Origin of the sequence: Marinobacter sp. CP1, assembly GCF_001266795.1 — a bacterium.
In the GTDB taxonomy this organism is placed as follows: Bacteria; Pseudomonadota; Gammaproteobacteria; order Pseudomonadales; family Oleiphilaceae; genus Marinobacter; species Marinobacter flavimaris.
Genome location: NZ_CP011929.1, coordinates 2,629,417 through 2,650,639, shown reverse-complemented (window position 1 = coordinate 2,650,639; position 21,223 = coordinate 2,629,417). Strand labels below are relative to the sequence as shown.

Sequence of the window (21,223 nt, the reverse complement as noted above, 5' to 3'; positions counted from 1 at the left end):
CTCAGCCAGCCAACTCGGCCTCCAGGGACTCCACCTCTTCGCTAACTTCAAGCCACTGCGCCTCCACCTCTTCCAGGCGGGCGGTTGCGGTGGCCTGCTCCGCCAACAACTCTTTCAGACGGGTCTTGCCGCTGTCGTCGTAAAGGTCAGGGTCGGATAGCTGCTCTTCCAGAGCTGACAGCTTCTGCTGAAGCTGGTCCATTTCCTTTTCCAGCGCACTCTGTTTTTTACGGTAGGGGCTGAGTTTCTGGCGAAGAGCCGCCTCTGCCCGCTTGCGCGCCTTCCGATCTTCGGCACTCTCGCCCACCGCCTCAGCGGCCTCGGGCGCCCCCTCCTGGCCGACCGGCTCTCTCCTAGGTGCCTCGGTTTCGTCTTTCCGGCGGTCCGCCAGCCAACGCTCATAGTCTTCCAGATCGCCCTGGTACTCCGTTACCCGACCATCATTGACCAGCCAGAACTCGTCCACGGTGTTCCTGAGCAAGTGCCGGTCGTGAGAAACCACCACAATAGCGCCTTCAAAGTTCTGCAGCGCCATGGTCAGAGCCTGGCGCATTTCCAGATCCAGGTGGTTCGTGGGCTCGTCCAGCAGGAGCAGGTTGGGTCTCTGCCATGCGATCACGGCCAGCGCCACGCGGGCCTTTTCGCCACCGGAAAACGACCGGATGGCACTCAGGGCTTCATCGCCATGAAAATCAAAGCCACCAAGGAAATTCCGTATACTCTGCTCTGACGCCTTCGGGGAAAGCCGCTGAAGATGCAGGAAAGGGCTGGCATCCAGATCCAGGGACTCCAGCTGATGCTGGGCAAAGTAGCCGATGGCCAGATGCTCGCCACAGGTACGATCACCAGACATCAACGTGTCCTCACCCCGGAGTGCATCCATCAGGGTGGACTTGCCCGCACCATTGGGGCCCAGCAACCCGACCCTGCTGCCCGGCAACAGGGTCAGGTTAATGCCGTTCAGGATTGCGGTACTGCCGTGCCCGGCCTTGCCATTGCGTATCGACAACAGCGGATTGGAAACCTTCTCGGCCACCGGAAACTCGAAGCTGAACGGCGAATCGATATGGGCCGGGGCAATGCGCTCCATCCGCTCCAGAGCCTTGACGCGGCTCTGGGCCTGACGGGCCTTTGTGGCCTTGGCCTTGAACCGATCGATGAACCGCTGGATTTCGGCGATCCTGGCCTGCTGGCGTTCAAAACCGGCCTGCTGCTGGGCCAGACGCTCACTGCGCTGGCCCTCAAAGGCTGAGTAATTACCCGTATACAGTTCCAGGTTACGGCGATCGAAATGCACGACATGGGTAGCGACCCTATCCATGAAATCGCGGTCGTGGGAGATAAACAGCAGGGTACCGGGATAGCGCCGCAGCCAATTCTCGAGCCACAGACAGGCATCCAGATCCAGGTGGTTAGTGGGCTCGTCCAGAAGCAGCAGATCGGACGGTCGCATCAGGGCCTGGGCCAGGTTCAGGCGGATTCGCCAACCACCGGAAAACGCCGATACCGGCCGGTTCGCGTCCTCGTCCGAGAATCCCAGCCCGCGCAGCAAGGCCTCGGCCCGGCGGCCGGCGGACCAGGCCTCGTGCACATCCAGCTCGCCGTGTATGCGGGCAATGGCATGATCGTCACCTGCGGCCTCGGCCCTGGCAAGTTCACCTTCCAGGCGGCGCAAATCCAGGTCGCCATCTAGAACAAAATCCCTCGCGCTGCGCTCGGTGGCTTCGACCTCCTGCGCCATGTGGGCAATCCGGCACCCACCCGGCAGAGAGACCGCGCCCTGCTCTGGCGCCAACTGGCCCAGCAAGAGCTGGAAAAGACTGGACTTGCCGGCACCATTGGCACCGACGATCGCGACACGCTGGCCGGGTTGCACCGTCAGGCTGACGGATTCTAGCAACCAGACGCCGCCCCGTTGTAAACTGAGATCGGTTATCGTTAACATGCTTTCATTTTATCAACGTAAAGTGTTCAGGGAAGGCACAGCGCCTATGTCGGTCCGCTCGGCGACCACCCCGGATTTTTCGACACCGCCGCTGGAACTTCCGGCAGATCTGGAACCGGACAACCCGCTCTGGCGTTTTGCCCTGGCGTTCTGGAAACGTCCGGATGTCCAGAACAGCTGCCTGGCGCTTCAGAATCAGGGCTGGAGCGTAACGCGGATTCTCGGTGCGGCCTGGCTTGCACTCTCTGGCAGGGTCTTCGCCGGGGTCGAGGACGCTACGGTAACAGAGTGGCGCGACCGTGTAACCGTTGCCCTCCGGAGCGCGCGGAAATCGCTGCCCGGCAGCGCCGACAACTGTCAGAAGCTTCGCGCCGGCATCGCCGGCCTGGAGCTTGAAGCCGAACAGATTGAACTGGCCCTGAGCTGGCGAACGCTAATGACCATTAACCCGGAACACGCAGACATGCAGGGACGCGACGCACTGATCATCAACAATCTGTTTGCGGCAGCACCGACCTTACCCGTTGAGGAGGATGCAAGGCCCTTGCTGAATACACTGGCCGATACCCTGGCCCACTTTCCCAAGGGAGACCATCAGCCATGATGATGAAATGGCTCATACGGCTCTCGTTCCCGGCTCTCGGGTTATTGCTGTTGCTGATTTTCTTCGGTCTGAACGACCCGGAGCAGGTCTCCGAACCTGTGGCAGAGCACGAGCAGCCCGAGATTCCCGCGTTTGAAGGTCTGGTTCCGTCCCCGATTCCCACCGAGGGCCCCGAAATCGTGTTCAAATGGCAGGATACCGACGGCAACTGGCACTACGCAGACCAGCCGCCCGAACAGGGCCGCTGGAATACCCTCGCTATCGAGCGACGTGACAAGGCCTTCCCCCGGATTCAGCCGCAAGAGCCGGAAACAGACTGGCAATCGCCCTACAGCGCACCTTTCTCCCTGGGCCCTTCCGCTGCCGGCACCAACGGCAGCTGAGCTGACACGTCCGGTTTCTTAACACATGTTCAGTGGCATCTGATGCCGGAACCCGTTACCTTCTGCGTTCTGACAAACACAACGCGGGGCCCTGCCCCAAGCACCGACGTTAAAGGATAATGCAATGAAGAAAACGCTCCTTGCACTGGCAGTGACCGGCCTCGTGGCCGGCTGTTCCACACCCCCCGAAGCCCCGGAACAACCGAAACTGGATTCCACCGATCAGAAGGTGAGCTATGGCATGGGCCTGGTTCTCGGTGAACGCATGGGTAACGACCTGCCGAATCTGCAGATGGACCAGTTCCTCCAGGGCATCCAGCACGGCCACGCCGGCGATGAAGAAGCCAAGCGTATGAGCCGCGAGGAAATCCAGCAGGCTCTGATGACCTACCAGCAGCAGCTGCAGGAAGAGCAGGGCAAGCAGATGGAAGAATTGGCCCAGAAGAACCTGGATGCCGGCGAAGCCTTCCTTGCCGAGAACGCAGAGCGTGAAGGTGTGGAAACCACTGAATCCGGCCTGCAATACGAAGTACTTGAGCAGGGTGACGGCGAAAAGCCGGCAGCAACAGACACCGTTCAGGTGCATTACACCGGTGAACTGCTGTCCGGTGAAGTATTTGACAGCTCCCGCGAGCGCGGTGAGCCGGTTACCTTCGCCCTGAACCAGGTGATTCCCGGCTGGACCGAGGGCCTGCAGCTGATGAGCGAGGGTGCCCGTTACAAGCTCTACATTCCGTCCGATCTGGCCTACGGCCCCGGCGGCAACAGGGCGATCGGCCCCAACGAGACCCTCGTGTTTGATGTCGAGCTACTCGAGATCAACCCTGGCTCCGGAGACTAAGCGCCAGAACAGGCAGCTGTCAGTTCTGAGGCTGCCACACGAAAAAGCCCCAGCCGGCGATGCCGGACTGGGGCTTTTTTGATTCAGGGATTTCTCAGGCAGAGGCTACTTTGCCGGCATGGGCATTGTGCAGATGCTCGATCAGGAAATCCTCCATCTCGAACCGGGTCTCCAGAGTTTCACCCAGCTTCGACAATTCACCGAACAGTTCTTTGACATCCTCTTCGGACAAATCCCGGCCATCCAGCCGGTCATTGAAGTTAAGGGCAACCTCGGTGGTTTGCTCAATACGGGGATAAACCTTGGCAGCCAGCTCCAACCCGCCATCGTTAAATTCCCGGGCCTCTCGCACCAACTGCTCGTAGATCTCGAAATGACCGGTAGACACGTAGTCCACCAGAACTTCACACAGGCGCACGAATTTTTCTCTCAATGCTTCGGTCTGCGAGAAGTCGCTTTCTCCGGACAGGTCGCAGTAATGCACCAGAAGCTCCTGACGCTCCTTGAGCCAGCGATCAATCAGCTCGCTGACGCCGCCCCAGCGCTCCCTGGCATTTCGGCAATTTTCCAACATGACGCCTGTTCTCCGCTTGTCTTGACTACTTCTGTTTCGGTTTTGATTTTTATTAGGTTTGGATCAAGTTACCCCATGGCTGCGGTTCCCCGCAACCGTTTCAGCCTCGAATCCATTCCCGGGGTTTTTGCCGGCGAAACATCAAAACCAGACCGGTGATGACAAGCAGCGAGAAAAAGACAGCAGTCCAGCCGGGAATGCTCAAACCCAGGAACCGCCAGACCACTTCAGCGCAGTCCCCGGTGCCCTGGAGCGCGGTAGACAGAACCTCGAACCACGGCAGAACGTCCAGCATGTAGTCCACCGAAGGCCCGCATGCCGGCACCTGGTCCGCCGGCAGGCTCTGCAGCCACAACTGCCGCCCGGCGACACCCAGCCCTGCTCCGGCGGTCAGCACCAGCAGGAACCCATAGATCCGCACGCCGAATCCGGTGGGGCCATGGAGAAAGGCCAGGAAACTGACCAGACCGGCACCCATGAAACCGAAGCGCTGTAACCAGCAAAGCGGGCAGGGCTCGAGCCCCATCACATGCTCCATATAAAAAGCCACACCAAGGAGTGCGGCACATACAAGGAAAATAAGCCCGAAAACCCATCTGCTGGTCAAAAGAACACCTCGAATCGTGAATTGAAACTGCAAGCGGCCACAGGGCCTGCTATTCTCGTCACTTAACCCTAAACCACGATCAACTTCAAGCCTATGACACGCCAGCCAAAATCTGTTCTGACGCTTCTTTTTCTGTTGTTTGCAACGATCTCTTTGCCGGCCGTTTCCCAGGAAGAGGAAAATGCCGACGAGGACGTGGCTGAAGAAGAAAACAGCTTTACCGACTACATCAGCATGGATCCACCGTTCGTGACCCACGTGGGTACGCCCGGCAACAAGCCAACCTATCTGAAAGCCGCGGTCAGTCTGCGGGCAAACAGCGCGAGCGCACGGCCTGCCGTGGATGCTCACATGCCCCGATTGCGACACGAACTGGTCATGCTGTTTGGTGAGCAAACGGATACCGATCGCCTCACCTCAATGGAGGGCCAGGAGGCGCTGCGCGAAGAAGCCAAACAGCGAATCAATGCGGTACTGGAAGAGCAGCAGACCGGCGAAAGCATAGCCGGCGTGCTGTTTACGGAGTTTGTCGTGCAGAAGTGAAGCTGGAACCGGCCAGTGGTTCAGGCGATCCGCGAGAACAGATCATCTGACTGGTCGCGGTCATCACGGGCCACCTGATCGGCATCATCCCAACCGGCTTCCCAGGCCGCAATAACGACGTCACCACGATAGGGGCAGCGGGATTTGTCCATGCCCATGTTGGCCGCCATATAGCCCTGTCGGTAAGCCTTGTTCAGGGCTTCCACGTCCCAGCCGAGTTTGATATCCCTTGCCATCGCAATCCCCTCCCGATCCTGATGTTACAAAAATTAACAGCCGGACCGGAGGGAGACAAATCTTTGTTCAGTTTCTGTGCGTCAGGTCCGCAGACTCCTGCGACGCCTCCCGAACCCAACGTTCAAGAGCGCAGGTACTGTTCCAGAAACTCGCTGAACGACAGGGTATCGGCGCTTTCCATGTCGGCCTGCTCGGTCAGGGATTCTGACGTCATAGCCTCAAACGCGCGGCGCACATCATCACCAAGACCTTCCTGCCTAAGGCTCTGCTGATGCTGCCGCGCCATTTCCATACCCCACTCCCGGTGACCCAGGCCAGAGGAACGCATGGCATCGAGAACCCGGGCAGACGGCACGGTCCATTCACCGGTCAACACTTCGCGCTGGGCGGCAAGGGCGTTGCGGTAGGTGTCATCACCCCGCCAACTATCGAGCAGTTCCGCAAGGGGCTCCAGCTGCGACAGAATGTCGTTCGCAGCGTCGGATACCGGGGTACGATGCCCACCACGGCAAAGCGCCAACTCTCGATAACGCCCATTGGCGACCACATCCTTGTAGTTGTCATCCAGGCGTTCACATTCGGCATCGCCAATTCGGGGAGAGTCTGCTAGCAGGCAGTCCAGCAGGAACAGATCCAGAAAATCGATCTGGGCCTCGTTCACACCAACCGGCGAGAAGGGATCAAGATCCAAACATCGCACCTCAATGTACTCCACACCCCGGGCTTCGAGGGCCTGGATGGGCTTTTCCTCACGCTGCGTCGTGCGTTTGGGGCGCACCGCGCTGTAATACTCGTTCTCGATCTGCAGTACGCTGGTGTTGATCTGGATGAACTTGTCGCCCCGGCGGGTGCCGATCGACTCATACGCCGGCCAGGTGGTGTGAATGGCCCGATCCAGAGTCTGGGTGTAGGTGCTCAGCTCGTTGAAACAGATATTCAGGGATGCCTGTGCGTTGTTGTGGTACCCAAGATCGCCCATCCGTAACGAGGTTGCGTACTCACCGAACCAGGTGCGTTCATCAAATCGCGAGAGATCATGGTTCACGCCGGCTACAAAGCTGGCATCCAGGGCGGGCGAAGCACCGAACAACAACATCAGCAGCCAGCTGCGGCGGCGGAAATTGCGAATCAGCCAGAAATACTGGTCCGACTTGAAGTCTTTCAGGCTTTGCTCGTGGCCCAGCAATTCCTGCCACTTGTGCCAGAAACTGTCGGGCAGGGACAGATTGTAGTGGGCGCCCGCGATGCTCTGCATCATACGGCCGTAGCGCACGGCCAGTCCCTGCCGGTAAACATGCTTGAGTTGGCCAATATTGGAGCTGCCATACTCGGCGATGGGGATACTCGGGTCACCATCCAGCTCACAGGGCATGCTTGTCGCCCAGAACACTTCGTCACCCAGGTTCTGCTGCACAAACGTGTGGATATCCCGCAGCGATTTCAGCATGCCTGCCGTGCTGTCGAACACCGGCGTGATCAGCTCCAGCAAGGCCTCTGAATAGTCGGTGGTAATCCTCGGATGGGTAAGCGCCGACCCCAGGGCTTCGGGGTGCGGAGTCTGGGCGATGAAGCCGTTGCGATCCACCCGCAGCCCTTCTTTTTCGACACCCTTGAGGAAACCATCCCAGTCGCTGGCAGCGAACTGACGAAATACGGAATGGCGGGATTCAGCCATGGTCGACTCCTGCTGCGGCCGGCTTGCTCTTGTGCATAACCGGCCGGTGAAAAGATTGTAAACCCGTCAGCTGTCCTTGCGCGCCGAGGCAAGTGCCTGGGCCAGCGCACCAGCCATGGCGCCCTGTGGCGATTTCTGACCGGAACCGCCATTACCGGCATTCCGGTTTCCGCCCTTGCGGCTGGCTCCGGAGCGGTTGGCAGCCATTGGCTTGCCTTCGTTTTTCTCGCCAGGCTGATCGTCCATACGCATGGTCAGGGCAATTCGCTTGCGCGGGATATCCACGTCCATCACCTTAACCTTGACGATATCCCCGGCCTTGACCACTTCTCGGGGATCCTTGACGAAGGTGTGGGACAGCGCGGAAATGTGCACCAGGCCATCCTGATGCACACCAATATCCACAAACGCGCCAAAGTTGGTCACGTTGGTCACCGACCCTTCCAGCACCATGCCGGGTTTGAGATCGCTCAGGGTTTCGACCCCTTCCTCAAAACTTGCGAACCTGAATTCCGGTCGCGGATCCCGCCCCGGTTTCTCCAGTTCCGAGATGATGTCCTTGATAGTCGGCAAACCGAACTGTTCTGTTACGTAATCCTGGGGATTCAGACCACGCAGGAACGAGGAATCGCCGATGATATCGCCCACTTCGCGATTATTTTTCCGGGCGATGGCCTCGACCACGCCATAGGCTTCCGGGTGCACGGAGGACCGGTCCAGGGGGTTCTCGCCGCCGGCAATACGCAGAAAACCCGCCGCCTGCTCGAACGTGCGGTCCCCGAGACGGGTGACCTTGAGCAGCTGTTTCCGGTTGCGGAACATGCCGTTCTGGTTGCGGAACTCAATGATGTTCTGGGCGATGGTCTGGTTCAGGCCCGAGACCCTTGCCAGCAGTGGCGCTGACGCGGTATTCAGATCCACACCCACGCCGTTTACGCAGTCTTCCACTACGGCATCGAGGCTTCGTGACAGCTGCACCTGGGAAACGTCGTGCTGGTACTGCCCCACCCCGATGGATTTCGGCTCGATTTTCACCAGTTCGGCCAGCGGATCCTGCAACCGGCGGGCAATGGACACCGCGCCGCGAATGGTGACATCCAGATCGGGCAGTTCTTTTGAGGCGAACTCGGAGGCTGAATAGACCGAAGCACCGGACTCACTGACCACGATCCGGGCCAGCTTCAATTCGGGGTAACGCTTGCTGAGGTCGCCGACCAGCTTCTCCGTTTCCCGGGAAGCGGTGCCATTGCCAATGGCCACCAGTTCAATCTTGTACTCCCGACACCAGGCCGCCAGCTGCTCGATGGAACGGTCCCATTGGTTCTGCGGCGCATGGGGGAAGATGGCACCGTGGCCGGCCACCTGGCCAGTGCCATCGATAACAGCCACTTTCACCCCGGTGCGTAGCCCTGGATCCAGGCCCAGGGTCGGACGTGGACCGGCCGGCGCAAGCAGCAGAAGATCCTTGAGGTTGGCGGCGAACACGTTGATGGCTTCGGTTTCTGCCGCTTCGCGGACCTGTGCCATGAGATCGGTTTCAATCTGGGTGGAGAGTTTCACCCGCCAGGTCCAGCGAACCACCTCCGAGAGCCATTTGTCGGCAGCACGACCATTGTCCCGGATATTCCAGCGAGCGGCGATGCGCTGCTCGGCCGGGTGGGGCGCACGGCGGTCATCCTCGGCATCACCAACAACAATCGTGTAACCAAGAACGCCCTCGTTCCTGCCCCGAAGGATGGCCAGGGCACGGTGGGACGGAACTTTCTTAAGCGGCTCAACGTGGTCGAAATAATCACGGAACTTGGCCCCCTCGTTTTCCTTGCCTTCCACCACGGTGACGTTCAGCTGGCCTTCCTGCCAGATAAAGTCCCGCAGGCTGCCCAGCAGCTCGGCATCCTCGGCAAACCGCTCCATCAGAATGTAGCGGGCGCCATCCAGGGCAGCCTTGGTATCTTCCACGCCGGCTTCTTTGTTCAGGTAGCCCTGGGCAGTGGTTTCAGGATCGAGAGTCGGATCATCATAGAGGGCGTCAGCCAGCGGCTCCAGACCCGCCTCGCGGGCAATCTGGGCCTTGGTCCGGCGCTTGGGCTTGTAGGGCAGGTAAAGATCTTCCAGACGGTTCTTGGTGTCGGCGTCCTGGATGGTGGCCTTGAGCTCGTCGGTCAGCTTGCCCTGCTCCTCAATGCTCTTGAGGATAGTGGCACGACGGTCTTCCAGTTCCCGCAAATAGCGCAGACGTTCTTCCAGGTTCCTCAGCTGGCTGTCATCCAGTGAGCCTGTGATCTCTTTCCGGTAGCGGGCGATAAACGGAACGGTCGCGCCTTCGTCGAGCAGTTCGACGGTGGCATTAACCTGTTGCTCGCGGACACCGAGTTCCTCGGCGATACGCCTGGAGATACTGTTCATGCAACCTCTGTCTGATGCTTTGCCAATAAACCAGCAAAGGTACAGCGGCTTACTGCTGCAGGCAAGCGGCCTGTCCCCGCTTGTTCAGGAATTGCACAAGATCCGCCCAGGGCATGGGCCGGGCGTAGTAATAGCCCTGGATTTCATCGCAATGCTGCTGGCGCAGAAACTCCAGTTGCCCTTCGGTTTCCACGCCTTCGGCGACGACGCTGATCTGCAGGCTGTGGGCCAGGCTGATAATGGCCCGGATAATGTGTTCGGCGTCTGCGGAATTACCCAACTCCTGCACAAACGACTTGTCGATCTTCACCAGCGAGATGGGCAGATGCTGGAGATTGCTCAACGATGAAAAGCCGGTGCCGAAATCGTCCAGGGCAAAACTGATACCCAGCTGGTTCAATTCCCGCAGGCAGCGCTGGGCGTACTCCGGGTCGTGCATCATGGCACTCTCGGTCAGCTCCAGCTCCAGCAGACTGGTATCCACGTTGGCGTTAAAGATGATGCGGAAAATGGTTTCGGTCATCTTGCGATCGTGAAACTGCCTGAACGACAGGTTGACCGCGAACACCAGCCCGGGGAAACCGAGCTCGGCGGACTCCTGCAGGCGTTTGCAGGCCTGCTCGATGACCCAGTAACCAATGGGCACGATCAACCCGCTGCGCTCGGCAACCGGAATGAATTCGTCCGGCCCCACCAAACCCCGCTCCGGATGATTCCAACGCAGCAGGCATTCCACGCCCCGAACCTCCTCGGTGGCCAGATCAATCCGGGGCTGGTAGTAAAGTTCGAGCTCCTTGCCCCGAAGGGCATTGCGCAAATCCGCCTCCAGGCGAAGCTGGTAACCGGCGGAAATGTGCAACTGGCGGTCGTAGAAGCGGTAGCTGGTGCCCGGATCCCGTTTTGCTTCAAACATGGCACGATTGGCCCGACGCAACAGATTTTCGGCGCTATCGCCGGCTTCCGGGTAGGTAGCAACACCAAGGCTGACACTCACCACGACGGTCTGGCCATCAATGGTAACAGGCTCATCAAGGGCGCTGACCACCTTGCGGATAATCTGGGTGATATCCAGGGAGTCTTCGACCTTTTCAACAATAATAGCCAGCTCGTCACCGCCAATGCGCATCAGCGAATCCACGCGTCGAAGCGAATGTCGGAGCCGCTCTGCCAGTTTCATCATCAACTGGTCACTTTTCTGATAGCCAAACGACTCGTTGATGCTGCGGAAATCATCAATATTGAGGTGCAATAAAGCCAGACGGTGGCCCGCCCGCTCGGCACGCAGAAGCGCTTGCTGAAGACGATCGAAGAAAAGGTCCCGGTTGATAAAACCGGTGGCGACTTCGCGGCCCAGCTGACCATGGGCGGACTCGGACAACTGGTCCCGATACCAGAGGCATTTCACGGCCCGACGGAACGTCCAGTGGTCCAGGGTTTGACGACAAAGGTAATCGGCAGCTCCGGCAGCCAGCAACTCTGGCGCGCGCTCCATCGGCGGCTCGGCACTGAGGGCCAGAACCGGTTTTTCATTGCTGGCGACCGCCAGATATTGCAGGAAAGACGCCTCTGAGCCACCATGGAACACGCAGTCCCAGACGATGACATCAAAACTGGCGTTACGGATCAGATCATCACAATCCACCAGATCCGGGCACCAGGTCGCGTCCGCACTGATGTCGACGTCACCCGCCAGAAGAGCATTCAGCCAGAGAAAATCAGCGTAGTCTGGTGTAAGAACCAAAAGGCGCAACTGTCCGGGCCTCATGGTTTCCAGTGGCAGTGTCATCAAGCAGGATCCATTTATGCGTGAACAACCGAGTCCGTTCTGTTAATCATAGTCTATAGATCCCCAAGGTACAGTAACTCTGTCTGGTGTAGAATAAGCCCACGTCCGTTATCCCCATTTCGTTCCATTCTGGCCATTTATTTGTGAACAAGCTCAACCCGAGACAAAGCGAAGCAGTCCGCTATGCCGATGGCCCGATGCTGGTGCTTGCCGGGGCAGGCAGTGGCAAGACCAGCGTGATTACCCGCAAGATTGCCTACCTGATCGAGCAACTTGGAATACCGGGGCGTCATATTGCCGCAGTCACCTTCACCAACAAGGCTGCCCGTGAAATGAAAGAGCGGGTTGGCAGGATCGTTGACCGGAAGCTGACCCGGGGCCTGATTGTATCTACTTTTCACAATCTTGGCCTCAACATGATCCGTGAGGAGCACACGCATCTTGGCTACCACCCCGGCTTCTCGATCTTTGATGCCGAGGATGCCAAGGCCCTGTTACAGGATCTGATGCTCCGGGAAGCCAGCGCCGAGGCCGGGGACGAACTCAACGACATCCAGATGACCATCTCCTCCTGGAAAAACGCCATGCGGGGGCCCGCCGAGGCCCTGAGCAAGGCTGCCGATGAGCGTGAACAGCGTATTGCCATTATCTACAAGAAATACAACGAGTACCTGAAAGCCTACAACGCGGTCGATTTTGATGATCTGATCCTGCTGCCCGTGATGCTGTTCCGCTCGAATCCGGACGTGCTCGCGAAATGGCGGCGGAAGATTCGCTACATGCTGGTGGATGAATACCAGGACACCAACGTGTGCCAGTATGAACTAGTCAAGCAGCTGGTGGCCGAGCGGGCCGCGTTTACCGTGGTTGGAGACGACGACCAGTCCATCTATGCCTGGCGCGGTGCCCGGCCCGAAAACCTGGCCCAGCTCAAGGAAGACTTCCCTAGCCTGAAAATCGTCAAGCTTGAGCAGAATTACCGGTCCACTGCCCGGATCCTGCGCAGTGCCAACACAGTAATTGCCAATAATCCCCACGTGTTCGAGAAGGCGTTGTGGAGTGATCACACCATCGGCGAGGAAATCCGGATTGTCCGATGCCGCAACGAAGACGCGGAAACCGACCGCGTTGCCACCGAGATCCTCGACCAGAAACTAAAAAAAGGGCTCGATTTCCGGGACTTTGCCGTGCTGTATCGGGGTAACCACCAGGCACGACTGCTGGAAATGAAGCTGCAGGCCTACCAGATCCCCTACCGCATCTCCGGCGGCCAGTCGTTTTTCTCAAAGAACGAGATCAAGGACGCCATGTCCTACCTGCGGCTGTTGATCAATCCGGACGACGATGCCGCGTTTCTTCGGGTGGTCAATGTGCCACGCCGGGAGATCGGTCCGCGCACGCTGGAGCAGCTCAGTCACTACGCCCGGTCCCGCAACGTCAGCCTGTTCAAGGCCCTGGGTGACATGGGCGCAGAGACCCACGTGACCGAGAAGGGGCTGGATCGCCTGCGGCGTTTTGCCCACTGGGTGGACGCCACCTGCGAGCGGCTACACAGCGAAAACCCGATACCCGTGATCAAACAGCTGTTCACGGACATCGAGTACGAGGAGTGGCTGCACCAGCACTCCGGCACCCCCAAACAGGCCGAGCGGCGGATGGAGAACATCTGGTACCTGGTGGAGTCCATCCAGCGCATGCTCGACGATGGCAAGGGCACGGCCGATGAGCTCGGCATCGAAGATGCCATTACCAAACTGATCCTGCGGGACATGATGGAACAGCGGGAAGAGGACGACGACAGCGACAAGGTTCAGCTGCTCACCCTGCACGCTTCCAAGGGCCTGGAGTTTCCCCATGTGTTCATCATGGGGCTTGAAGAGGAAATCCTGCCCCACCGAAGCAGCATCGAGGAAGGCAACATCGAGGAGGAGCGGCGGCTGATGTATGTGGGCATTACCCGCGCCCGGGAAACACTGACGCTGACCTATGCGGCTAGCCGCAAACAGTACGGGGAAAAGCTGGAAACCATCCCGAGCCGTTTTCTTGATGAACTGCCCGAAGAAGATCTCAAGTGGGAGGGCACTGGCGACCTGGATGTGGAAGCCAATCAGAAAAAGGGAAAAGCGACTCTGAGCGCCCTTCTGGGCGACCTCGGCCTTTAAAATTCACTTTTTTTCACAATTACTGCAACTTTTGACGCCCCTGATCCGTTTCTGCAAGCGGGAGACCAGATCCCACTTCGACAACAACAAGATCAGGAGGGCTTCATGTCCACACATCGCAATCGATTGTGTCAGCTTACCGGTTCGTTTCTGCTCATTGCGGCGGAGTCCACGACCGCCAGCGCGGGTCTGCTGGGCGGACTCCTCGGAACCTCTAACGAGGATTCATCGAGCCAGACGGCTCTAGCAGAGGATTACTCCGAGAAGGGACGTTTTAGCGAACCTTTTGCGGAACCAACCATCATCGTCGACGGCGAAGCTGTTGAAACCGATGAAAAATGCATCACCCGGGCCGACGGCATGGATGAATGCAAACCGGCAGCAGGCACCATGGCCCTGCTGAAAGACGGTCGCCTGCTTTACCTGAATGCGCTGGAGGGAACTGAGAACGTCGAGCTATCGATCGTCGCCGAATTTGGCGAAGTTTCAGTCAATGACCAGACCCGGGTACTTTCGCTGGATGAAAACGACAACCCGTCGTGGCTCAAACCCTCTCCGCTGGATGCCGGTGCCAACCCGGACGGCAATGACAGCGAAACCCTGCTCAACGGCACCGAACTCGACGGCTTGATTGATACTGCAGATAACACCAGCAAAAACGACGGTGCCCTGTTCTGCTCGGATGTTATCGGCCTCGCAAACGGCGATGTCATGGCCGTCGGCGGTACGGACTATTATTCGGAGCCCGGCATTGACGGCCTGCCCCTGGGTGTCGCGGAACTGGAGGGTATCAAGAACTCCAGGATATTCGATGAGGCAACCAACACCTGGCGCCAGAGCGGTGACATGACCTACGGCCGCTGGTACCCGTCGCTGGTCACCCTGGGCAATGGCGACGTTTTTGTTGCCAGTGGCGTCACCAAGCTCCTGAAACCGGTTTATCCGGATGAACCGCTGAGTAGCGGTCGTAACGTGGTTCAGACGGAAACCTACAACCCTTGCGCAGGAACGTGGACAGAGAATCCCTCTACCGCAGACAGGTCTTTGCCGTTGTACCCGCGCATGCATCTGCTGCCCAACGGTCACGTGCTCTATAATGCCGGAGGTCAGGCATTCAATCCCTTCGGCCAGGGTTATGACCAGGCCTTGTGGAACATTGTCGCCAGCTACAATCCCGCAACCCAGCGCTGGAACGACATCGGCTATGCCGGACTGCCCCTGAGACTGGATGAAGTCGGGCTGGGCCAGCTCAGCAGCACACTGAATATCACCAATCTTTCCCTCGACCAGGTAGGCTCGCTTCTGGGCGATGTGCTGGAAGCTCCATCTGATCTGCTGGAAAGCGGCGCAGAGCTGGGCATTTCAGAAGACCTGCGAATGGCCATTGCCGGCGGCATGCGCGGTTCCACCTCTTCAACCATGCTCCCGCTGAAACCGAATGCCAACGGCGAATACACAGACGTGGAGCTGTTGACTGCCGGTGGCGTGCCCAGTTACGCCCTGCTGACCAATCCCGGCGGCTACCTGCCCACAGACCAGAGCCGTATAGACCGAATCACCACGAATGGCGATGACATCGGCTACGAGTCCCGTCTTACTGGACCGCTCAACCAGCCACGCTGGTATGGCACCAATGTTCTGATGCCGGACGGCAGTGTCATGGTGTTCAGCGGCGGCAACCGTGATGGCGTTGTCGCGCCCGGCCTTGAGGGGCCGATTCGCACGGCTGAGCGTTTTGATCCGGAAACGGGCACCTGGACTGAAATGGCAGCCGGCCACCGGGCACGGACTTACCACAACACGGCCATACTGATGGAAGACGGTCGTGTGATGATTGCCGGGCATTCACCGATCAACACCGCTTACCTGACCTTTGTCGATCTTCAGGACTTCGGTTTGGCGCCGTATGACGGACGGGATCCCAGCTTTGAAATCTACACACCACCCTATGCCATGCGTGATGACCGCCCGGAAATCCAGAGCGCGCCGCGCAACCTGACTATTGGGGATCGCTTCAATATAAAGGTTGACCAAGCAGACCAGATCGACAAAGCGCTACTGATTCGCCGCACGGTCATGACCCATGTGATTGATGGCGACCAGCGCGCCATTGAGCTGATCATGGAGAGAGGCAATGGCAACAAGCTAACCCTGAAAATGCCCGACAACCACAACGTGGTACCCGCCGGCGAATACATGTTGTTCGTGAGCAAAGAGACGACTGAAGGAAGGGTGCCTTCGATATCGGCTCCCATCACCGTGGTCAACGAGAATCTCGAGTGCATGGCGCCAACCCAGGTGGCGGGCGACACCACGACCGCCGACGGAATTATCGAATCAACACTTGAGATTCTGTAACCAGGCAAAGGGAGTACATTATGAAAAACGGACGAATCAGCAAAGGCGGATTGCCTCTGGTTTTTTTCGGCCTGCTGCCCCTGATGGCCTCCGCGCCAGCAGGGGCGCACGGCGCACCTGACGCAGAGGGAGCTCCCTCTGAGATCGTACAGGCCCGCATTACCAAGCAGCCGAACATTCAGGGATTGAACGCGATGATTCTGGATGCCCCACGCCCGGGCATCCTGTTGAGCTACCGGGGCGACACCCCTCTGACAGTATTGGGAACCCAAGACGAGGCATTTCTCAGGTTTACTGGCAAGACCGTCATGGTCAATACCGAAAGCCCGAGCTGGCGGTCTCTGCCAAACGCCCCCACTCTCTCGGGAACGCCCGTTGAGGAGAGTGACAGATGGGCAGTGCTGTCGCAAAGTGCCAGTTTTGGCTGGCTAGACCCACGCCTGGCAGCGATGGAGAGCATGCATCACCAGGAACCAGAACATCAGAGCTGGTCGATCAGCCTGCAAACCGCCTCCGGCGAAACAGCGATTATAGTCGGCGAGCTGAGGCGTAAACCGCTCCCCTGACCGCCTAAACCGGAAGGCCGAAAGGCCATAAGAAAAAGCCCCCGAATATCGGGGGCTTTTCTTTTACTCAAAATAGCCTTACTGACTTTCTGCCACCAGGTGCTCGACAGCCGCCTGAATTTCTTCATCCGGACAGCTTGCACAACCGCCCTTTGCAGGCATGGCATTGAAGCCATTGATCGCGTGACTGACCAGAGTGTCCAGCCCTTTATCGATGCGAGGAGCCCAGGCATCGGCATCACCAATCACAGGTGCACCAGCAGCACCGGTGGTGTGACACGCCATGCAAACCGCGTCATACACTTCGCTACCTGAACGAGGACCAGAGCTGGCGGTCTCGGTCGGAGCAGCAGCACTGCCACATTCGTCACCCTGCAGACACACTTCGCCAACCGGCTGGATACGTGCACGGATTTCATCTTCGACGCTTGCCATTACGGCGCTAGCTGTCAGGCCTGCAACGACCAACACAGCAGCCAGGACTCTCTTCATCTTCACAATGCACCTCGCATTTGAGCGTTATAATCTTCGGTCGCCGCATTATAGCGACTGAAACCCGGCAAAAAAACCAAACAGCAAAATCATAAATTGATTTCAACCATTTTAATTGCGATTTCGTAAGTCAGAGGGTGTTTCGCGAACAATCCGGTTACCATGGTGTTCGCCGACGTTTCATCATTCAGGACCTGTTTCCATGACCAATTCGGAACCGACTTCACCCCACCCGTTGCGCAAACCGCTGCTGATTGCCGAATTTACGGCGCTTGCCGTTTTGCTGGCTTCCATGGGGTGGTTTTCCAGCCAGACCAGCGACGGTCAGACCATCAGCGCCGGCTGGCTGCTGATTCCAGCCTTCGCCAGCCTCGGGGTCTTCATCAGCTTTATCGGCCTCATGTACCTGCGCTGGGTAGCCTCGGCGGAAAGTGGCAACCGGTTCAAGCACAAGGTTATTTTCTCACTTCTGGCCGTCACCCTGATCGGCGTCTGGATTTACGGCATTGCCAATACCTGGTTCAGCCTGACTGCCAGCTAGGAGACCGCCTCATGACGTACCTTCATACGCTGTCGCCACCACGGGGCCTTCTCACCATCTCGCTGCTGTTGTCGGTGTCCGCCACGGTGGCGGCTCAGACCAACGAGACACCCTCGATAGACTCTCCCGAACAATGTGCTCTGATTGACGACGGGGTCAAACGGCTGGCCTGTTTTGATAGCCTCTATAAACCAGCAGAGCGCCAGGCCCAGGCCTCAGAAAGTGCCAAAGAACAAGCCGAGAAGAGCGCGGAAAAATTGGCACCAAATGGCGAGGATCTCGATGCCGTTGCCGGCAACGCCCATGAAGGCGACCCTGATGCGGGGGTCATGTCGGCAGTGGTCGACCGTTATGTGGCCGCTGAAAAAGCCGTTTTCTCATTCTCCGGAAGTTTCGTGGGCCACCGTCCCACCTATATCCTGCCCATCAGTTGGGTGAAAGACCCCAACGTTGTGCCGTCCAGCCCCAGACTGGGCTCCGTAGGTTATGACTACGACCTGGAACGGGAAGAGGCCAAGTACCAGATCAGCTTCAAGGTGCCGTTGCTGACAGGGATTCTGGATGACCGCACCACCCTCTGGTTTGGCTACACCCAGACGTCGTTCTGGCAGGTCTACAACAAGGACGATTCCGCGCCTTTCCGGGAAACCAACTACGAACCCGAGATATTCGCGCGCTATCAGGCCGACTGGGATATCGGACCGGGGCGACTGAATGGGGTGACCCTGGGCTTCAACCATCAGTCCAACGGCCAGTCGGAGCCTCGGTCCCGAAGCTGGAACCGGATTATGGGATCTGCCGCTTACAGCTATGATCGCTGGCTCTTTATGGTTCAACCCTGGTACCGGATTCCGGAGAACAGCAACGACGACAACGCCGACATTGAGCGCTATCTGGGGCATGCCAACTACTATGCGGTGTACAAGCTGACCGAGGACCGGACGTTTTCGTTACGGCTGATGAATAACCTGCGGTCGGATGATAACAAGACGTCGGTGGAGTTCGGGTACAGTTTCCCAATGGGGGATACGGTTAAGGGGTTCTTCCAGTACTACAACGGGTATGGGGAGAGTCTGATCGACTATAACCACCGGATTCAGCGGTTTGGTATCGGGATTATGCTGAACGACTGGCTCTGACTTTGCCTTGACACTTCGGTGCAGGACCGCTCGTCACGGGGTCCTTTCCTGAAACACGCTCCTTACGGCACGTCCATGTGACGCTTGGGCTCCGCCATCCATGGCTCCGCACAGTTTCAGGAAAGGACCCCGCGCCAATCGGCCCCAAGCTGCAGCGCTAACCCTCTTCGTTCAATCTCTGCATTTCTGCCAGCAATTCTTCCGTCTTCTCTTCCATCAACGGAATATTCGCCCTTGATTCCACGTTCAAACGTACAACCGGCTCGGTGTTGGACATCCGCAGGTTGAAGCGCCAGTCGTCGAATTCAATGCTTACGCCGTCCACGTGGCTGACGCTTTTGGCGCCAACGCTGTATTTGGCTTCAATCGCGGCAATAACCTTGGGGGGATCAGCGATGGTGCGGTTGATTTCGCCGCTGGCCGGGTAGGCTTCGATTCGAGCGTCGATGAGCGACGACAGGGTCTGACCGGACTGGCAGAGGCGCTCGGCGACCAGCAACCAGGGGATCATGCCACTGTCACAGTAGGCGAAGTCGCGGAAGTAGTGGTGGGCGCTCATTTCGCCGCCGTAGACCGCGTCTTCGTCACGCATCCTCTGTTTGATGAAGGCGTGGCCGGTCTTGCTCTCGATGGCTTCGCCGCCAGCAGCTTCCACCAGGTCCAGGGTGTTCCAGGTCAGGCGCGGGTCGTGGATGACTTTGCCGCCGCCGGTTTTGCGCAGGAACTGGTCTGCAAGCAAACCAACAATGTAGTATCCCTCGATGAAACGGCCGTTTTCGTCGAAGAAGAAGCAGCGGTCGTAATCGCCATCCCAGGCGATGCCCATGGCGGCGCCTTCCGCGATAACGGCGTCGGCCGTCGCCGCCCGGTTTTCCGGGAGGATCGGGTTCGGTACGCCGTTGGGAAAGTGGCCGTCTGGCTGGTGGTGCACTTTCACGAATTCAAAGGGCAGGTGCTGTTCGAGTTCATCAATCACCAGGCCGGCGCCGCCGTTACCGGCGTTGCAGACAATGGTCAGTGGGCTGAGAGAGCCGGCATCGATATACCCGAGGAGATGGTCGACGTAGGCGCTCATCACCTCAAGCGGTTCATAGCGGCCCTGCTCGGGCGCATCACCGAAAGGCTCCAGCACCCGGCCGCGGATCTCGTTGAGACCGTTGTCGGAGCTGATGGGCCGGGATGCAGGGCCGACCATTTTCATGCCGTTGTGGTCTTTGGGATTGTGGCTGGCAGTCACCATAATGCCGCCGTCCATCTTGTAATGGCTGGTGGCAAAATACACCTGCTCGGTGCCGCACAGGCCGATATCAAACACATCCGCGCCGGCGGCCATGAGGCCGGAGCTGAGTGCCTCGGCAATGTCGGGACTGGACAGCCGGATGTCGTAGCCCACGATGACTTTTTTCGCGCCAGTGATTTCCACGTAAGCGCGTCCGATTTTTTCAGCAAGGACCGGATTCAGTTGATCCGGCACCCGGCCTCGCAGGTCGTAGGCTTTAAAACAGGACAAGTCCATTGTCTGAAATTACTCCGCGGCGGATGACTGAAGCTGGATGTAGTTCTGGATGCCCATCTGGGAAATCATTTCCAGCTGGGTTTCCAGCCAGTCGATGTGCTCTTCTTCACTATCGAGAATGCTGCGGAACAGTTCACGGCTGGTGAAATCCTGCACTTCCTCGCAGTAGAGGATCGCTTCTTTCAGGTCGGTGTGGGCAATTTCTTCCAGTTTGAGATCGCAGGAGATCATTTCCTCGACGTTTTCGCCGATCAGCAATTTGTTCAGATCCTGGAGATTGGGCAGCCCTTCGAGGAACAGGATCCGCTCGATAAGCTGGTCTGCATGCTTCATCTCGTCGATGGATTCTTCGTATTCCTTGGCGGCCAGCTTGGTAATACCCCAATCCTTGTACATGCGGGAATGGAGAAAGTACTGGTTGATCGCGGTCAGCTCGTTGCCGAGGACCTTGTTCAAGTGCTGGATGACCTTTTTATCGCCTTTCATGGTCGGGCTCCCTGATGGCCGAATGAATCAGTGTCTTAGGATAGCCCCTTATGGCGCAGGAGAAAAACAGAACCGGCCAATCGTGCCGGTCAGGCAGGCTGGGCGAGCATGTTGGCCATGGCCAGGTAATCGGGCGTGCGGCTCTCGCGCAGGATTTCGCGGGCGGTGCAGGCACAGCGTCCACACTGGGTGCCCACACCCAGCTCTTTGCCAAGCTGGCGCATGGATGACACGCCGTTATCGGCAGCTTCGCGAATTTCCCGGTCGGTTACGCCGTGGCAAAGGCAAACGTACATAGCAGTGACTCACCAATGACAATAAAAGTTAGTGATAATTATTGTCATTGGCATCTAGAAATGCAA

Annotated in this window: 20 protein-coding genes; 9 read left to right on the top strand and 11 right to left on the bottom strand. The window is 58.2% G+C overall.

Going from position 1 to position 21,223, the window contains the following annotated elements:
- Position 1 precedes the first annotated feature (1 nt).
- On the bottom strand, positions 2-1,945 hold the full coding sequence (locus tag ACP86_RS12235; protein ID WP_053114140.1) for an ATP-binding cassette domain-containing protein: 1,944 nt from the start codon (positions 1,943-1,945) through the stop codon (positions 2-4).
- A 46-nt stretch (positions 1,946-1,991) separates the two neighbouring features.
- Between ACP86_RS12235 and ACP86_RS12230 the strand changes: the two genes are divergently transcribed.
- The 3 genes from ACP86_RS12230 to ACP86_RS12220 all read left to right on the top strand — a co-directional run bounded on the left by ACP86_RS12230 (position 1,992) and on the right by ACP86_RS12220 (position 3,773).
- The gene (locus ACP86_RS12230) at positions 1,992-2,549 is read left to right on the top strand and encodes a TIGR02444 family protein (RefSeq protein ID WP_053114138.1); all 558 of its coding nucleotides are present in this window, start codon (positions 1,992-1,994) and stop codon (positions 2,547-2,549) included.
- Positions 2,546-2,932 carry a DUF4124 domain-containing protein gene (locus tag ACP86_RS12225; RefSeq protein ID WP_014575835.1) on the top strand — a complete coding sequence of 129 codons (387 nt, stop codon included), beginning with the start codon at positions 2,546-2,548 and terminating at the stop codon, positions 2,930-2,932. Before ACP86_RS12230 ends, ACP86_RS12225 begins: the two co-directional genes overlap by 4 nt.
- A gap of 124 nt (positions 2,933-3,056) precedes the next feature.
- On the top strand, positions 3,057-3,773 hold the full coding sequence (locus ACP86_RS12220; RefSeq protein ID WP_008169914.1) for an FKBP-type peptidyl-prolyl cis-trans isomerase: 717 nt from the start codon (positions 3,057-3,059) through the stop codon (positions 3,771-3,773).
- A 94-nt stretch (positions 3,774-3,867) separates the two neighbouring features.
- On the opposite strand, the gene ACP86_RS12215 is transcribed toward ACP86_RS12220, so the two are convergent.
- Together ACP86_RS12215 and ACP86_RS12210 are read right to left on the bottom strand one after the other, a co-directional pair.
- Entirely contained in the window at positions 3,868-4,347 is a 480-nt protein-coding gene (locus ACP86_RS12215; RefSeq protein ID WP_008169916.1) for an Rsd/AlgQ family anti-sigma factor, read from the bottom strand.
- Between the two features lie 100 nt (positions 4,348-4,447).
- Positions 4,448-4,954, bottom strand: coding sequence for a disulfide bond formation protein B (locus ACP86_RS12210; RefSeq protein ID WP_175497417.1), 507 nt, complete (start codon positions 4,952-4,954; stop codon positions 4,448-4,450).
- Positions 4,955-5,047: 93 nt separating this feature from the next.
- Here ACP86_RS12210 and ACP86_RS12205 point away from each other — a divergent pair, with 93 nt between their 5' ends.
- Positions 5,048-5,497 carry a flagellar basal body-associated FliL family protein gene (locus tag ACP86_RS12205; RefSeq protein ID WP_053114134.1) on the top strand — a complete coding sequence of 150 codons (450 nt, stop codon included), beginning with the start codon at positions 5,048-5,050 and terminating at the stop codon, positions 5,495-5,497.
- A gap of 20 nt (positions 5,498-5,517) precedes the next feature.
- Here the strand turns inward: ACP86_RS12205 and rmf are convergent, their stop codons facing one another.
- From rmf to ACP86_RS12185, 4 genes are all read right to left on the bottom strand, one after another.
- A complete protein-coding gene (rmf, locus tag ACP86_RS12200) occupies positions 5,518-5,733 on the bottom strand; it encodes a ribosome modulation factor (RefSeq protein ID WP_008169923.1) in 216 nt (71 codons plus the stop codon).
- A 122-nt stretch (positions 5,734-5,855) separates the two neighbouring features.
- Complete coding sequence (gene gshA, locus ACP86_RS12195) at positions 5,856-7,409, bottom strand: glutamate--cysteine ligase (RefSeq protein WP_053114132.1); 1,554 nt, start codon at positions 7,407-7,409, stop codon at positions 5,856-5,858.
- Positions 7,410-7,475: 66 nt separating this feature from the next.
- Positions 7,476-9,815: a Tex family protein gene (locus tag ACP86_RS12190; RefSeq protein WP_053114130.1), complete on the bottom strand. Its 2,340-nt coding sequence runs from the start codon at positions 9,813-9,815 to the stop codon at positions 7,476-7,478.
- A gap of 49 nt (positions 9,816-9,864) precedes the next feature.
- Positions 9,865-11,601 carry a putative bifunctional diguanylate cyclase/phosphodiesterase gene (locus ACP86_RS12185; RefSeq protein WP_053114129.1) on the bottom strand — a complete coding sequence of 579 codons (1,737 nt, stop codon included), beginning with the start codon at positions 11,599-11,601 and terminating at the stop codon, positions 9,865-9,867.
- A 143-nt stretch (positions 11,602-11,744) separates the two neighbouring features.
- Between ACP86_RS12185 and rep the strand changes: the two genes are divergently transcribed.
- From rep to ACP86_RS12170, 3 genes are all read left to right on the top strand, one after another.
- Positions 11,745-13,763: a DNA helicase Rep gene (gene rep / locus ACP86_RS12180; RefSeq protein WP_053114127.1), complete on the top strand. Its 2,019-nt coding sequence runs from the start codon at positions 11,745-11,747 to the stop codon at positions 13,761-13,763.
- Between the two features lie 105 nt (positions 13,764-13,868).
- Positions 13,869-16,121 (top strand): galactose oxidase-like domain-containing protein, encoded by a 2,253-nt coding sequence (locus tag ACP86_RS12175; protein ID WP_053114125.1) that lies wholly within the window; start codon positions 13,869-13,871, stop codon positions 16,119-16,121.
- A 20-nt stretch (positions 16,122-16,141) separates the two neighbouring features.
- Positions 16,142-16,687 carry a hypothetical protein gene (locus ACP86_RS12170; protein ID WP_053114123.1) on the top strand — a complete coding sequence of 182 codons (546 nt, stop codon included), beginning with the start codon at positions 16,142-16,144 and terminating at the stop codon, positions 16,685-16,687.
- A gap of 78 nt (positions 16,688-16,765) precedes the next feature.
- Here ACP86_RS12170 and ACP86_RS12165 read toward each other — a convergent pair whose 3' ends face one another.
- Complete coding sequence (locus ACP86_RS12165; protein WP_053114121.1) at positions 16,766-17,179, bottom strand: c-type cytochrome; 414 nt, start codon at positions 17,177-17,179, stop codon at positions 16,766-16,768.
- Positions 17,180-17,381: 202 nt separating this feature from the next.
- Between ACP86_RS12165 and ACP86_RS12160 the strand changes: the two genes are divergently transcribed.
- Complete coding sequence (locus ACP86_RS12160; RefSeq protein ID WP_014575826.1) at positions 17,382-17,720, top strand: hypothetical protein; 339 nt, start codon at positions 17,382-17,384, stop codon at positions 17,718-17,720.
- 11 nt (positions 17,721-17,731) lie between these two features.
- Positions 17,732-18,859: a phospholipase A gene (locus ACP86_RS12155; protein WP_176443087.1), complete on the top strand. Its 1,128-nt coding sequence runs from the start codon at positions 17,732-17,734 to the stop codon at positions 18,857-18,859.
- Positions 18,860-19,016: 157 nt separating this feature from the next.
- On the opposite strand, the gene ACP86_RS12150 is transcribed toward ACP86_RS12155, so the two are convergent.
- The 3 genes from ACP86_RS12150 to ACP86_RS12140 form a co-directional block, all read right to left on the bottom strand.
- Positions 19,017-20,375: a phosphomannomutase/phosphoglucomutase gene (locus tag ACP86_RS12150; protein WP_053114119.1), complete on the bottom strand. Its 1,359-nt coding sequence runs from the start codon at positions 20,373-20,375 to the stop codon at positions 19,017-19,019.
- Between the two features lie 9 nt (positions 20,376-20,384).
- Entirely contained in the window at positions 20,385-20,861 is a 477-nt protein-coding gene (bfr, locus tag ACP86_RS12145) for a bacterioferritin (RefSeq protein WP_014575823.1), read from the bottom strand.
- Positions 20,862-20,950: 89 nt separating this feature from the next.
- Positions 20,951-21,157 (bottom strand): bacterioferritin-associated ferredoxin, encoded by a 207-nt coding sequence (locus tag ACP86_RS12140; protein ID WP_012139146.1) that lies wholly within the window; start codon positions 21,155-21,157, stop codon positions 20,951-20,953.
- Between the last annotated feature and the right edge of the window lie 66 nt (positions 21,158-21,223).

What these genes read in the sequence shown, in the direction of transcription:
- ACP86_RS12225 (WP_014575835.1), top strand. Translation starts at nt 2,546, where the DNA reads ATGATGATGAAATGGCTCATACGGCTCTCGTTCCCGGCTCTCGGGTTA.
- ACP86_RS12170 (WP_053114123.1), top strand. Translation starts at nt 16,142, where the DNA reads ATGAAAAACGGACGAATCAGCAAAGGCGGATTGCCTCTGGTTTTTTTC.
- ACP86_RS12175 (WP_053114125.1), top strand. Translation starts at nt 13,869, where the DNA reads ATGTCCACACATCGCAATCGATTGTGTCAGCTTACCGGTTCGTTTCTG.
- ACP86_RS12205 (WP_053114134.1), top strand. Translation starts at nt 5,048, where the DNA reads ATGACACGCCAGCCAAAATCTGTTCTGACGCTTCTTTTTCTGTTGTTT.
- ACP86_RS12230 (WP_053114138.1), top strand. Translation starts at nt 1,992, where the DNA reads ATGTCGGTCCGCTCGGCGACCACCCCGGATTTTTCGACACCGCCGCTG.
- ACP86_RS12160 (WP_014575826.1), top strand. Translation starts at nt 17,382, where the DNA reads ATGACCAATTCGGAACCGACTTCACCCCACCCGTTGCGCAAACCGCTG.
- ACP86_RS12185 (WP_053114129.1), bottom strand. Translation starts at nt 11,601, where the DNA reads ATGACACTGCCACTGGAAACCATGAGGCCCGGACAGTTGCGCCTTTTG.
- ACP86_RS12220 (WP_008169914.1), top strand. Translation starts at nt 3,057, where the DNA reads ATGAAGAAAACGCTCCTTGCACTGGCAGTGACCGGCCTCGTGGCCGGC.
- gshA (WP_053114132.1), bottom strand. Translation starts at nt 7,409, where the DNA reads ATGGCTGAATCCCGCCATTCCGTATTTCGTCAGTTCGCTGCCAGCGAC.
- ACP86_RS12155 (WP_176443087.1), top strand. Translation starts at nt 17,732, where the DNA reads ATGACGTACCTTCATACGCTGTCGCCACCACGGGGCCTTCTCACCATC.
- ACP86_RS12215 (WP_008169916.1), bottom strand. Translation starts at nt 4,347, where the DNA reads ATGTTGGAAAATTGCCGAAATGCCAGGGAGCGCTGGGGCGGCGTCAGC.
- bfr (WP_014575823.1), bottom strand. Translation starts at nt 20,861, where the DNA reads ATGAAAGGCGATAAAAAGGTCATCCAGCACTTGAACAAGGTCCTCGGC.
- ACP86_RS12235 (WP_053114140.1), bottom strand. Translation starts at nt 1,945, where the DNA reads ATGTTAACGATAACCGATCTCAGTTTACAACGGGGCGGCGTCTGGTTG.
- ACP86_RS12140 (WP_012139146.1), bottom strand. Translation starts at nt 21,157, where the DNA reads ATGTACGTTTGCCTTTGCCACGGCGTAACCGACCGGGAAATTCGCGAA.
- ACP86_RS12165 (WP_053114121.1), bottom strand. Translation starts at nt 17,179, where the DNA reads ATGAAGAGAGTCCTGGCTGCTGTGTTGGTCGTTGCAGGCCTGACAGCT.
- ACP86_RS12190 (WP_053114130.1), bottom strand. Translation starts at nt 9,815, where the DNA reads ATGAACAGTATCTCCAGGCGTATCGCCGAGGAACTCGGTGTCCGCGAG.
- ACP86_RS12150 (WP_053114119.1), bottom strand. Translation starts at nt 20,375, where the DNA reads ATGGACTTGTCCTGTTTTAAAGCCTACGACCTGCGAGGCCGGGTGCCG.
- rmf (WP_008169923.1), bottom strand. Translation starts at nt 5,733, where the DNA reads ATGGCAAGGGATATCAAACTCGGCTGGGACGTGGAAGCCCTGAACAAG.